The organism is Roseibium sp. AWQ4_290, assembly GCF_056160985.1.
Map to the genome: position 1 here is coordinate 1 of NZ_JBSWYG010000040.1, position 12,887 is coordinate 12,887.

Consider the following 12,887-nt stretch of genomic DNA (forward strand, 5'->3'; position numbering starts at 1 on the left):
CAATCCGCGCAGAAGGCACTCGGCTTTGGCATGGAAAAGCCCATTGGCATTCGAAGCCAGGGCCGCTTAAATGAGAACTCGGGGCGGAATCAAACCGTGACAGGTCCAGTTCTTCGAAATCGCCAATGGCGAAATTGACCTTGAGGAAGCTCCGCGGCTACGTTCCCACCTTCTAGCGCTTTGCCGCGCTGTTCCCCAGCTTTGGCCGCATATATCAAAGGCCGATGCGACTCTGGCGGCCATTTCGTATTAAGTGCATTTATTGCGATCTGCCATGGAAGAAGGACACTCATAAGTTCGGCAGTAATTCGAAATGGCACCCAGATTCCGCGCTAGGCTACTTCAGCCCCAGCTTCCATCGATGACATGTCCGCTTTCCTCTTGAACGTCCCCGGCGGCGGACAGTCTGCTTCCGGCCCCTTTTCGGTCCTTCGTTTGGACCGCAGCGAAAGTCCACTTTCCGCCCATCCGTTGAATTTGCGGCATTTCGAATGAGTGCCGGCTTTTTGGGATGTGGTCTCAGTTTGTCGAATGCCTGACTGCGCGGGCCTGACCGACCGGCTGCTCAACCCGGAACCGATTCGCCCTAAAGTTGCGGCGTCTCAAAGGTCCGTGCACGCAGGAGCAGCGAAATAATAGCGCTGGCGTTGATGGATGGTCTGCGTCCGACCGTTCAGCCGGAGACGGCCTTTGCCAGGCGCGGCCCTGTGTTTTCGTCGACAATCTCAGGCTTGTCCGCATTAAGCGCACCGTTCCAGCCGCCGCCAAGCGCCTTCTGCAAGGAGATGTAATAGGTCGACAACAGCACTTGGCTCTGGATCAGGCTGTCTTCTGCAGAATAGGTGAAACGCTCGGCATCCAGCACATCCAGGAAGCTGACGGCACCGGTCTGATAGAGCGATTGCGACAACTTGGCCGCCTCGCGGTAGCTCTCCGCAGACTTCGACAGGCTGATGAGACGCCGGCGCTGCTGAGAGAAGCCCACAAGCGCATTCTCCACATCCTTCAAGGCATCCAGAACAGCCGCCTTGTAGGCCAAGAAGGACTGATCACGCTGCGCCCGGGCGACATCCGCCGCGGCCGCGAGCTTGCCCGCATTAAACAGCGGCACTGACAGGCTCGGCCCGAAGGACCAGCTGAGAGAGGAATTCTTGCCAAGATCGCCGAATTGCGTTGCGGTTGTGGCAATCGATCCGGTCAGGCTGATCGCCGGATAGCGGGCTGCTTCCGCCTCGCCGATCCCGGCCGTGGCCTGGGCGAGCTGGCGCTCGGCAAGACGGACATCGGGACGGGCCAGCAAGATGTCCGCTGGCACACCGACCGGCAACGGCAGACGCGGCCGTGGGATCGCCTTGCGTGCACTGAGCTGCTTGACCAGAGCTGTCGGCTGTTGGCCGGTCAAGACCGACAGGCTGTGCAAGGACGACGCCAGCGACGTCTTCAACGTCGGAATATCGGCGGCCGTGCTCTCGGCCTGGCCTTCCGCGTTGGCCACGTCCAGACCCGACGAGGAGCCAGCCTGGAAGCGGTTGCGCGTCAGGGCCGCCGTTTCCTTCTGGGACTTGGCGGTGCGCTGAGCCAGGCTCAGACGCTGCTGATAGCCGCGGGCTTCCACATAGGCCGTGGCGATATCGCCAATCAGGGTCAGCTGCGTGGAGCGTAGCTCCTCTTCCGCCGCATCCAGTCCATATTTGGCGGCTTCCGCCGCCCGGCGGTTCGCCCCAAACAGATCCAGTTCCCAGCTGGCGTCAAAGCCGCCGTTGAAGCTGTTGCCGACTGTGCCGTTGCTGCCCGACGATCCGGACGTCTTGGCACGCTTTGCGGAGGCTGAGCCATCAAGGCTCGGGAACAGAGCTGCAGTCGACTGACGGTAGCTCGCCCGGGCTTCGCGGATCTTGGCCTTGGCGGTGCGCACATCCAGATTGTTCTCAATCGCTGTCTCAATCAGCTTATTGAGCTGTGGATCACCCAGCTTCGTCCACCAATAAGCCAACTGCGGAACAGTTGCCGGTGTTTCTGCCGCGTTATTCCTCCAGCTGTCAGGCAGAGATATGCCCGGCGTCTGGTAGTCAGGACCAACCGCACACCCGCTCAAAAGGGCCGCGATCAATAAGCCGCTACCAAGGTCTGCCAAACGCTTGCAGGACTTTCTCACACTCATCATACCAAACCGCTCTTCGTGTTGTCGCTATTCATGTCAGGCCCCGCCTGTCCAGGCTGCATGGCCGCCTTGCCCCCGAATATCCGCCGTACTGCCACGAAAAGGAGCGGTATGAAGAAGATACCCAGGATGGTGGAAGAGACCATGCCTCCCATCACCCCAATGCCGATGGAATTCTGCGCGCCAGAACCTGCTCCAGTGGCAAGAGCCAACGGCGTTACACCCAAAATAAAAGCGAAGGATGTCATTAAGATTGGCCTTAGGCGTTGGCGGGCCGCATCAAGTGTCGCTTCAATGAGCCCCTCGCCTTCCTTCTGACGGTCAATGGCAAATTCGACAATCAGGATCGCGTTTTTCGCCGCTAGGCCAATCGTCGTGAGAAGGCCAACCTTGAAGTACACATCGTTGGTCTGGCCAAACAGCAAGGCTGCGGCCAAGGCCCCGAAGATCCCGATTGGCACTGATAGCATCACTGCAAACGGGATCGACCAGCTTTCATAAAGAGCCGCCAGGCAGAGGAAAACGACGAGAATGGAAATAGCGTAGAGATAGACCGCCTGATCGCCGGACAGCCGCTCCTGATAGGACATGCCCGTCCACTCCAGGGTAAAGCCGGCGGGCAATTGCCCGACCAGTTTCTCAATCTCGTCCATGGCCTCGCCCGAGCTGGCGTCAGAGCCCGCCTGTCCCTGCAGCTCCACCGCGGCCGAGCCGTTATAACGCTCAAGACGCGGCGAACCATAGGTCCAGCGGGTGCTGGAGAAGGCGTTAAACGGAACCATGTCGTCGTTGGAATTGCGCACGTACCAGCGCTCCAGATCCGAAGGCTGCATCCGGTCAGGAGCATCCCCTTGGACATAGACCGGCTTGATGCGGCCGCGGTCAATGAAGTCATTGACGTAGTCCGATCCCCAGGCGATCGACAAGGTGTTGTTCACATCAGAAATGGAAAGATCGAGCAAGCGGGCCTTCTCGCTGTCAATGTCCACCTTGAACTGAGGCTGATCTTCCTGGCCATTGGGCCGGGTCGCCGACAGCAGCGGCGACTGCGCCGCCATGCCCAGCAGCTGGGTGCGGGCCGACATCAGGGCGTCGTGGCCCTGGCCGTTGATGTCCTGAAGATAGAAGGAAAAGCCGTTGGTGTTGCCCATGCCCTGGATCGCCGGCGGAGCCAGCGCAAACACGCGCGCATCCTTCAGCTGCGAGAAGGCCCCCATGGCGCGGCCGGCAACTGCCTGGGCCGAGGACTGGGGCGATGTGCGTTCGTCAAAATCCTTCAAGCGGACAAAGACAAGACCGACATTTTGACCCTGGCCGCCAAAGCCGAAGCCGGAGACGGCAAACACGCTCTCAACCGCATCGGACTCGTTTGTCAAATAGTGCTCACGGACGTCATCAAGAACGGTCAGCGTTCTGCTCTGGGTTGCCCCGACTGGCAAGGTCACACTCGTCAGCAATAAGCCCTGATCTTCCTGAGGCAGGAAGGAATTGGGCAGAGAGGTGAACATCCAGCCCATGCCGCCGCCAATGGCAAGAAACACGGCAAACGAGCGGATGCCCCGTTTGATGATGCTTGCGCTTGCGGAACGGTAGCCGTTCGCCCCGATGTCGAAGCCCTTGTTAAACCAGGCAAAGGGGCCGCGCTTGTGGCTGTGGCTGCTTTGTTTCAGGATCGTTGCACACAGGGCCGGGGTCAGGATCATCGCCACCAGAACGGAGAGGATCATCGCCGAGACAATGGTCACGGAGAACTGACGGTAAATCACACCCACCGAGCCGCCAAAGAAAGCCATCGGCACGAACACGGCGGACAGGACAACCGCAATCCCGATCAGGGCGCCGGTGATCTCCTTCATGGATTTGCGCGTGGCCTCGCGGGGCGATAGCCCCTCCTCCGCCATCACCCGCTCCACATTCTCAACCACGACAATGGCGTCGTCGACCAGCAAGCCGATCGCCAGAACCATGGCGAACATCGTCAAGGTGTTAATCGAATAGCCGAAGAGCGCCAAAATACCAAAGGTGCCCAAGAGAACGACCGGCACCGCGAGCGTGGGAATGAGCGTCGCCCGCATGTTCTGCAAGAACAAAAACATGACGAGGAACACAATCACGACCGCCTCGATCAGGGTGTGCACCACCTTCTCGATCGACAACTCCACAAAAGGCGTTGTGTCGTAGGGATAGACCACTTCCACACCAGCCGGCAGTGTCGACGACAGACGGTCAACCGTTTCTCGCACGCGCTCAGCCGTGGCAATCGCATTGGCACCGGTGGCCAACGAGATGGCCAGACCAGACGCCGGATAGCCGTTATAGGACGATGTCGACGTATAGCTTTCGTTGCCGATTTCGACGCGGGCCACATCATTCAGCCGGACAATCGCCCCGTCTTCGGAGCTCTTGAGGATGATGTCCCGGAACTGCTGCACCGTCTGCAGACGGCTCGATGCGGTGATGGTCGCATTGAGCTGCTGGCCCGGCACCTGTGGCAAAGCGCCAAGCTGTCCAGCAGAGACCTGGGTGTTCTGCGCCTCGATGGCGGAGCTGACATCGCTCGGCATCAGGCTGTATTTGCGCAGCTTCTCAGGGTCAAGCCAAATGCGCATGGCATAGCCGGAGCCAAAAATCTGCGTTTCTCCGACCCCTTCAACACGCTTCATCGTGTCGTTCAACGTGCTCTCGACATAGTCGGAGATGTCGGTGGAGGTCATGGTGCCATCGCGGGCGACAAAGCCGACCACCATCAAGAAACCCGTGGTCGATTTATCGACCGTAATGCCGGTGCTTTGAACGATCTGCGGCAGCTGGCTGGTCACAAGCTGAAGCTTGTTCTGCACCTGCATCTGCGCCACATCCGGATCGGCCCCACTGGAGAATGTCAGCGAAATGCTGGCACTGCCCGTATTCGACGACGTCGAGGTCATATAGTCCAGATTGTCGATACCGGACATGCCCTGCTCGATCACCTTGGTGACCGAGTTCTCGACCGTCTGTGCATCGGCGCCTGGATAGGACGCCGAGATATTCACGCTCGTCGGCGCGATCTGAGGATATTGCGCGATAGGGAGCTGGGTAATCGCCAAAGCGCCTGCCAGCATCGTGACAATCGCAATGACCCAGGCAAAGATTGGCCTGTCGATGAAAAACGCTGACATCAGTTGGTGTTCCCGCCCTCGTTGGACACCGCCGAACCACGGCTGTCCACTTCGCCCGTGGCCTCATTGATCGTGACCAGGGTTCCGGTGGCTTCCGTCCCCGCCTGGATGAACAGAGTGCCTTCCACGATCAGCCGGTCGCCTTCGCTGATGCCCTCAGACACAAGCCAGTTGTTGCCAACATTGCCGCGCACGGTGAGAATCCGCTCTTCAACCTTGCCATCGCTGCCAAGGAAATACGCCGTTGGCTCGCCGCGCACGTTGCGCGAGACCGCCCGCTGGGGAACGAGATAAGAGTTCTGAGCAACCCCTTCTTCCACCACCGCTTGCACATACATGCCCGGCAAAAGAAGCCGCTCCGGATTAGGGAACTCGGCGCGCAGCGTATAGGTGCCGGTGGTCGCATCGACATAGGCCTCGGAGAATTCAAGCTTGCCGGGGATGGAATACTCCTCTCCGGTCTCCAGGATCAGACGCACCTGAACATTGTCGCCAGACAGCTTAACCCGGCCTTCCCGCACCGCCTTGCGCAGTTTCAAGAGGTTGGTGCTTGATTGCGTGACATCCACATTGATCGGGTCAAGCTGGCGAATTGTTGTCAGGGCTGTGCTTTGGCTTGCGGTGACCAGAGCGCCAACAGTCAGGGACGAGGCTTCGATGCGCCCGGATATCGGCGCCCGGATAGCGGTGTGATCCAGATTGATCTTTGCCGTTTCCAGATCCGCCTTGGCAGAGGCGATGTCGGCAACGGCCTGGGCGTAAGACGCCCGGGCGTCATCCAGATCCTGCTTGGCAACCGCATTCTGGCTGATCAGCTCCTGATAGCGCTCAAGCTTGGTCTTCGCGCTTGGCAGTGCGGCTTCGGCCTTCTCCAGGGCCGCCGCAGCCGCATCATAAGCCGCCTTGTAGGACGCCGAATCTATGCGGTAGAGAACCTCATCCGCCTTGACCTCGGAGCCTTCCTTGAACAGCCGCTCCTTGATGATGCCCCCCACCTGGGGACGGACTTCGGCATCAAGGGACGCTGCCGTGCGGCCGGACAGTTTTGCCGTGACCGCCACGGACTGCGGGTGCATCTCGATCACCCCGACTTCTGGCTTAGGCGCAGCTCCCTGCCCCATTTGCGCGGAGACTGGCGCGTCTCCTAAGATCATCAAGACCGCGCCGGCGAGCACCAATCCCCGGCCCCACCCAAGCCCAGCTCTATCCTGAATTTTTCTTTTGTTGCATGAGGTTCGCATCATGGTGGAGCAGGTCCTTTTCGAATTCTGGCGAAACCGCGTTTTACAAAACTTGCGAGTACCACTATTCTGTCAGCGATACCGGAGTCAATCCAATATTGAGCTTTCGTTGTAAGACGCAGGGGGGCAGTATGATACATTCAACAGGGTCGAAAGAGCATGCGGACCTGGATCCCGCGCCCGGCTCCGCGGACGCTTGCCCAACCAGGGCGCGCGGACGCCGCAAGGTTCATGACGAGGAAGAGCTCAAGGCGCATATTACGAATGTGGCCTTCGAAACCTTCCAGCAGCGGTCCTTCAAAGGCACCACGATGTCCTGCGTGGCCTCCGAATGTGCCATTTCAAAGCGAACGCTCTATGAGATGTTCCCGTCTAAGCTCAGTCTGTTTGAAGAATTGGCCAAGCGTCACGGCTCGAGCCTGATCGACTTGTCGGGCGATTTCGACGGCCTTTCCCTGGAAGACGCCCTGCTCAAGATTTTTCGTTTCGACCGCAGCGATGCGGAATTGCAACAGCAGGCGGCCGAAGTCAGGCTGCTTTTCCTCGAATCAGCCGCGAACCCGGAATTGGGCGAGCTCTTGAAGCAGCATTGCGGCATTGAGCTGCTTAACCAGCTGACCACTTGGGTGCAGCAGCAGGCCGAGTGCGGCCTCTTAACGACCCTCTGTGCCGAAGACACTGCAAAGCTCTTGATGGATGTGCTGATCGGAGCCCAGATCTTCCGGCGGCATGACAGCGCTAGCGCTTCGGCGGCCTGCGTGCGCAGCTATATGCGCAATACGATCAAGTCTCTGGTCTGCGGACTGGCCCCGCGCAGCCCGTAACCGTCGCGTTGCGGGAGACGGGCCCGAAGGCCAGCCCTGAGACGGACCTGGCAGCCTTCCCGACCGCCCGCCAGACCATTCAAACTTCACTGGGATGCCCCTGGGTTTGCCGGAGGCTGTTTGGGTTAAGTCATGCTGCACCGCCGGTTGATCCAGCCCGGCGATGTCCGACTTCAGCACCCGTTGGACAGATTGAAGTGGTTGCACAGAAGAATATTTTTGGCTCAACGCTGCTGATCAAGGAGCGAAGATAAGACGGAAATCCGGGCCGGGGAAAGATCCGGCAGGGAAAGCTCTCGAGGACATTCGCCGCGTGACCCGGCGACGGCTTTCAGCAGAAGAAAAAATCCACATTGTTCTGGAAGGCCGGCGGGGCGAGGCGAGTAAGGGAGAGGTTTTGGCTCATCTTCACAGATTAGGCCCAAGAGGCCCGAGCGTGCACATTTGGGCGTCTTGAGGAACAAACACGGATCAATATCTTTCGCGTGATTTAGCCAGCAGCATGCCGATGATGTCGGATGAGAATTTATACTTTCGCCGGTCCGAGAGGCGCTCGGCATTGACCGGATATTTCGGCCGTTTCGGTTCGAGCCCAGTGATGCGGAACCGTTCACCGCGATCGTCGAACTCTTTGCCAAAATCTGACGGGTCCAATCCATACTGAGGTGCGAGGATTTCGAACATTTCTCTGTCAGGCTCAAACAACGAACCGTCTTCCATGGGAAGACCGAGACGGATTGTGTAGGAAAGGCCGACGCGAAGATTGACATCGTGGAGATCATCGTCAGCGAAGCACAAGCCGTGCTTTTCCGCAATTTCCCGGCAGGCAGTCCGCATCTCATCTTGCAGCTTTGCGCAAAGCCCAGGCGTGAGATTCTTTAGTCGCTTCTTTTGAGGCTGAACGTTCCCACTCATGCCGGATCCTTCAAATCTTTCTTTGCCTTGTAGACCGTGCCTCGGGAAACACCCAACTCTCGAGCGATCTCCGTTGGCGACAAGCCTGCTGTCAGCTTTTCCCGTATTTCCGCCATGCTGATTCTGGGTGGCCGCCCCCGGTACACACCACGCTGTTTCGCAGCTGCAATTCCTTCGGCCTGACGTTCTCGGCGAAAGTTGGTTTCGAATTCCGCGAACACGCCCAACATGTCGAAGAAAGCTTTGCCAGCAGCTGTTGACGTGTCCACCGGTTGCTCGGTCGCAGCCAGATGGGCACCTTTTTCCTTCAAACGAGCAACGATGGTCTGCAAGTCACTCAGGGACCGGGCCAGCCGGTCGATCCGCGTGACCACCAATGTTTCGCCGGGGTGAATAAAATCGAGAATGGTTTTCAGCTCCGGCCGGCCATCAAGACTGGCACCGCTCTTTTGTTCCGCCCTTACCATGCCACATCCGGCGGCCTTCAGCGCTGTCATCTGCGCATCAAGGTTCTGGTCAGTCGTCGATGTGCGTGCATATCCGATTTTCGATTGAGGAGTGTTCATTTTGGGTGTGCCTGCATCAATTTGTGTTCATTAACACGAAACAGACCCATAATGAACACCTTTCACGGCAGGTTGAGTGTTTATGAGGCTTGACGCTGTGGGTATACCCATAATGACGTCAAGAGAGCTCAACTGAGGATGTGATTTCATCCAGCCATTCAATGGCACCGGGAATTTGTCTCCACGCTGTGCCATTGGCATCAACATAGCTCGATGCCTGGTCCTTGCCACCCAAGGTCACATAGTCGCCGACGGGAACTGTTGGCACCCGGCCGGAGAGCATGCCCGGCACATGGCGGTTGGTTTCAAAGGCGAGCCCGGCGATATCTTCCGCATTTTCCGCCTCTTCAAAATAGGCGATTAACGCGCGCGTATACTGAATTTCCGGTGAATACTCGTCGACGCACTGTTCCATGAGCGATTTCAGCATGTCCATCTTGCCCATTTCGAGGAGCTTCGCCGCCAGAATGTAGCGAATACCCTGGTTGTCGCCGGGATTCAGAATAAGCATTTCCCTATAGTTCTGGATCGCTGCCTCTTTTTCTCCGGCATCCCAGAGAACTTCTCCAAATTCTCCGCGAGCGCGCATGTATGGCCGGGTTTCCAGGACACCCCAGAAGTGTCCCTCGTTTTCCTTTAGTCCGCCTTCTCCCAATGCGAGTTCTCCCGCGGCTACAGCTCGTTCAATCATCTGCCGCCGTTCGCTGTTGGACAAAGAAGGCCGTTCTGCAAGGGTGAGCCACGCATCGGCGCAAAACACCGATAGTTTCAGTGCCTGCCGGGCCAGAGCAAATCGGCTGCGGCCATCTGGCGTTTCCCAGGAATCATAGACAAGCTCCTGTGCCTGCCAAAGCGTCTCTTCGTTGACCGCGCTCTTGTATTCGGCGGAAGACGGCTGGAGAGATCTGGGATCCGGAAACACTGACAGATCCGACGCCGTTCGAACGGTTGAGCGTTGTTTGTGAGGCTTCTTTGACGTTGGCATTTCCGTCTCCGATTAAGCAGCCATGAGTTCAAAATTGATCCGCTTATCCAGATCGACATCGAACCGGCCATAAGGGTTGATGTGGGAATGAATGGTTGGTGACAGGCGACAATTGCCGTCCGCAGAAAGCCGGGCCAGCCATGCCGGCTCCGTCAGAACACTCTGCATCATGCGCGTGTTCACATACACCATTGACGCCTGGAGAAGGTGCAGAGCATGGGCGGAAAGCTCCTGATCGGCAATCCGGTTGCTGGCAATCTCGCCGCCCTTGCCGAAGAACACAAAGCTGTTGGTGCTGTTCCAGTTCTCAACCACGTTCAGGCCGTCATGGATTTCACGGCGGAAGTCTTCAGAACGAAGATAACGGCACAGAAAAATCGTCTTGATCGCTCGGCCGAGTTCCGCCAGAGCCTTATAGGTTGGGTGCATTACGTCAGAACGGGCGAACCGGCGCAAAATCGCTTCAGGATCGGCCGTGCCGGTCTGCATGGCCGCCGCATACTTGACCATTTCATCATACTGACGCTCGATCTCGTCCCAATCGATCGGTTTCGATAAAATCGGCAGGAGATTGGGCAGCTTGCCGCGCATGTCCGCAAAAGGTATTGCCAGTTTCTGGCGCGCGATCGCTTTCAACCGCGGAGCCAGGTCAAACCCGAGCAGATGACAGAAGGCAAAGCCCACGACGCTCTGGCCGTGGCTGTCCACATAATGACGCTGGATCTCCATGTCCGTGCAATGCCGCAAAACCCCTTCGATCATCGAGGCAACCTCGGACGAGGAACAACGCTTCAGGCGGGAATAGACACAGGTCGATTCCCGTTCCACATGCCAGTAGATCATCACTCCACGACCGCCATAACGGGCATGCCACTCGCTCATCAGGTTCCGGTCCCAAGCGCCGAACTTGGTGGAATCCGATGCGCAGGCTGTTCCGGCTTCGCCCCAGATCAGAGGATTGCGCACCGCGAGCGTGGCGTTGGCAACCCTGGCACAAGCTGCCCGCGGGGAGGGCCGATCGAGATAGCGGCGGCTGACATGCTTCAGTTCGTCGTATGATATGTCCGGAACACCGGCCGCAATGCGTTTCAGGCCCGCATTCGTGCCGAGACCATAGAGACACAGCAACAAGCGTCGATCACGGACGGCCTGCGGCAGAGCCTCCCGGCTGGCCGAGGTTTCGAACGCATCGAGAAAGCCGGTCTCAAGGGCCGTTTCCTTCAAAGTGTCGAGAAGCCCTGTCATCGGCCAGCGGCGGTTGATCTCCGATTTCAGAGCGACAAGTCCCTTCGGTTCCGGCTGCGGATCAAAAGGCGTAACACAGATCCTGTTCTTCCCATGCCAGCGCAGCCGGACCTTGTCATTGGACGGCAGGGTCGCATTCAATTGGAGAAGTTCCTTTTCCAACTGCTCCCGCACCGACCGGATAAAGCTATGGGCATCGCGGGTCAGGTTCAGGCCGGAATAATAGGCATCGCGTTGCTCCGCGAAATCTCCGGGCAGATCCTCATCCGGGTTGCGGTATCGGTCCGACCCGGCAATCCAGATTTCCTTGGCGCGGATCCGCTCCCGCAACTGGATCAGGACACAGAGCTCATAAGAGATGACATTCAAGCGGCCGCGCTCGTCAATCACGGTTTTCCGCCATTTGGCCGGGATCGATCCTTCCGGCGCGAATGCGACCGGGGCAAACCGGCGACCGTCTTCATTCAGACGACTGACCAGAGACAGCGCATCAAGGATCGGCCGCCAGGTCTCGTTGTTGGACCGGAACTCCAGTACGGACAAGAGTGGCGGCAACATGCGCCGGTAGTGATTGGCATAAGATCCCCGCATCACCGTCTGGATACGAGTGTCCAACGTTCCCTTCGCGCGGTGTTCCTCGATGATCGCCTTCAGACGGGCGGCACCCGCGACTGGAAAAATGACTTCGGCCACTTTGCCGTCCGGCGTCTCCATTGCCGCTGTGGCGATGTTCACCAGAAGGCGCTCCTTGCCATGCACCTTCTCAATGTCGGTTGCAATCCGGTTGATCACCTTCCGCCGGGACTTTGTGCCGATCCGGTGCACCACCTCGATCAGCAGGTCCACCAGCCCGTCCAGCAACTGCGCACGGCGCGACATTATATACATGGCCAACAGACCAAGCCGTTTCGTCTCGCCGTGCCGGCGCATTTCCGCGGCGGTCTCTCCTTCGACGCGGCGCATCAGCATTTTGATCCAGGACGGATGGATCGAGGCTACGACTTCAAATGGCAAAACCAGAGACTGCACGAAATCCAGCCGGCTGGCGGCATCGAGTACATTGTCCAGCGTGGCGGCGCCGACATCCTCCTTCAACCGCAGAAATCCATGCTGCCCGCGCGGGTCGGACAGGCTCGCCTCCAGTGCAAGGCGTGTTTCCACTGGGATACGACCACAAGTCTCATCGAGCAGTCGTTCGGAAAATGCGTGCAGCGCGGAGCGCGTCAAACGCTCCATGATTGCTCGGGAGGGGATGAAAACTTTGTTTTGCAGAGCCCATGCGTAGCCCTTTTCTGCAAGCTCGGCCGAATTGGCGCCAACTGATCTGGCAATCTCCGACAGATACTCGCAAAGCGCAGCCTTCTCCCCCTCCCCAGCGCGCCGAAAGCCAAGGAAACGAAGAATTTGCAAACGGTGGCGGCGGGCGATGTCGCCGGCCAGCTTGTAAGAACCTGCGAGCGCCGCCGGTTCTCCGGTCTGATCGCAAACATAGTCGAGGGCATCCTGCGCAATCTCAGCCAATGTGGACGGGAAGTAGCCATTGCAGCGGAAAAACAACAGCTGAACCGCAACGCCAATCCGCGTTTGATGCCGGTAGCCGTGAACAAACTCAAGGTCCGAAAAGGACAGGCTCCACACTGAAATATCTTCGAAGTCCAATGCACAAATCCTCCAGAGAAAGGTGTCCGCCCGGTGAAGCCGGTCTTCATGGCGGCCAGGCGCTCTGTTACGCTGCTTTTGCAGCGTAACACCAAGGCATGAGTTCGTTGATGCGATTGATCTTGTGGTCGGC

Annotated in this window: 8 protein-coding genes; 1 reads left to right on the top strand and 7 read right to left on the bottom strand. The window is 58.3% G+C overall.

What is annotated here, in order from left to right; all coding sequences use genetic code 11:
• Positions 1-673 precede the first annotated feature (673 nt).
• From ACXAH0_RS24790 to ACXAH0_RS24800, 3 genes are read right to left on the bottom strand one after another with little or no spacing between them, the layout of a single operon-like run.
• On the bottom strand, positions 674-2,164 hold the full coding sequence (locus tag ACXAH0_RS24790) for an efflux transporter outer membrane subunit (RefSeq protein ID WP_475195913.1): 1,491 nt from the start codon (positions 2,162-2,164) through the stop codon (positions 674-676).
• Positions 2,161-5,319 carry an efflux RND transporter permease subunit gene (locus ACXAH0_RS24795; RefSeq protein ID WP_475195915.1) on the bottom strand — a complete coding sequence of 1,053 codons (3,159 nt, stop codon included), beginning with the start codon at positions 5,317-5,319 and terminating at the stop codon, positions 2,161-2,163. Before ACXAH0_RS24795 ends, ACXAH0_RS24790 begins: the two co-directional genes overlap by 4 nt.
• Positions 5,319-6,473 (bottom strand): efflux RND transporter periplasmic adaptor subunit, encoded by a 1,155-nt coding sequence (locus ACXAH0_RS24800; RefSeq protein ID WP_475195917.1) that lies wholly within the window; start codon positions 6,471-6,473, stop codon positions 5,319-5,321. The genes ACXAH0_RS24795 and ACXAH0_RS24800 overlap by 1 nt, the downstream gene beginning before the upstream one ends.
• Positions 6,474-6,691: 218 nt before the next feature.
• Here ACXAH0_RS24800 and ACXAH0_RS24805 point away from each other — a divergent pair, with 218 nt between their 5' ends.
• The gene (locus tag ACXAH0_RS24805) at positions 6,692-7,384 is read left to right on the top strand and encodes a TetR/AcrR family transcriptional regulator (protein ID WP_475195918.1); all 693 of its coding nucleotides are present in this window, start codon (positions 6,692-6,694) and stop codon (positions 7,382-7,384) included.
• A gap of 471 nt (positions 7,385-7,855) precedes the next feature.
• On the opposite strand, the gene ACXAH0_RS24810 is transcribed toward ACXAH0_RS24805, so the two are convergent.
• The 4 genes from ACXAH0_RS24810 to ACXAH0_RS24825 all read right to left on the bottom strand — a co-directional run bounded on the left by ACXAH0_RS24810 (position 7,856) and on the right by ACXAH0_RS24825 (position 12,754).
• The gene (locus tag ACXAH0_RS24810) at positions 7,856-8,299 is read right to left on the bottom strand and encodes a hypothetical protein (RefSeq protein WP_475195920.1); all 444 of its coding nucleotides are present in this window, start codon (positions 8,297-8,299) and stop codon (positions 7,856-7,858) included.
• Entirely contained in the window at positions 8,296-8,865 is a 570-nt protein-coding gene (locus ACXAH0_RS24815) for a recombinase family protein (protein WP_475195923.1), read from the bottom strand. Before ACXAH0_RS24815 ends, ACXAH0_RS24810 begins: the two co-directional genes overlap by 4 nt.
• A gap of 118 nt (positions 8,866-8,983) precedes the next feature.
• Entirely contained in the window at positions 8,984-9,850 is an 867-nt protein-coding gene (locus tag ACXAH0_RS24820) for a tetratricopeptide repeat protein (protein WP_475195926.1), read from the bottom strand.
• A gap of 12 nt (positions 9,851-9,862) precedes the next feature.
• Positions 9,863-12,754 carry a Tn3 family transposase gene (locus tag ACXAH0_RS24825; protein ID WP_475195927.1) on the bottom strand — a complete coding sequence of 964 codons (2,892 nt, stop codon included), beginning with the start codon at positions 12,752-12,754 and terminating at the stop codon, positions 9,863-9,865.
• Positions 12,755-12,887 lie beyond the last annotated feature (133 nt).

Coding starts and splice junctions, on each gene's coding strand:
- ACXAH0_RS24790 (WP_475195913.1), bottom strand. CDS start 2,164: ATGATGAGTGTGAGAAAGTCCTGCAAGCGTTTGGCAGACCTTGGTAGC.
- ACXAH0_RS24795 (WP_475195915.1), bottom strand. CDS start 5,319: ATGTCAGCGTTTTTCATCGACAGGCCAATCTTTGCCTGGGTCATTGCG.
- ACXAH0_RS24800 (WP_475195917.1), bottom strand. CDS start 6,473: ATGATCTTAGGAGACGCGCCAGTCTCCGCGCAAATGGGGCAGGGAGCT.
- ACXAH0_RS24805 (WP_475195918.1), top strand. CDS start 6,692: ATGATACATTCAACAGGGTCGAAAGAGCATGCGGACCTGGATCCCGCG.
- ACXAH0_RS24810 (WP_475195920.1), bottom strand. CDS start 8,299: ATGAGTGGGAACGTTCAGCCTCAAAAGAAGCGACTAAAGAATCTCACG.
- ACXAH0_RS24815 (WP_475195923.1), bottom strand. CDS start 8,865: ATGAACACTCCTCAATCGAAAATCGGATATGCACGCACATCGACGACT.
- ACXAH0_RS24820 (WP_475195926.1), bottom strand. CDS start 9,850: ATGCCAACGTCAAAGAAGCCTCACAAACAACGCTCAACCGTTCGAACG.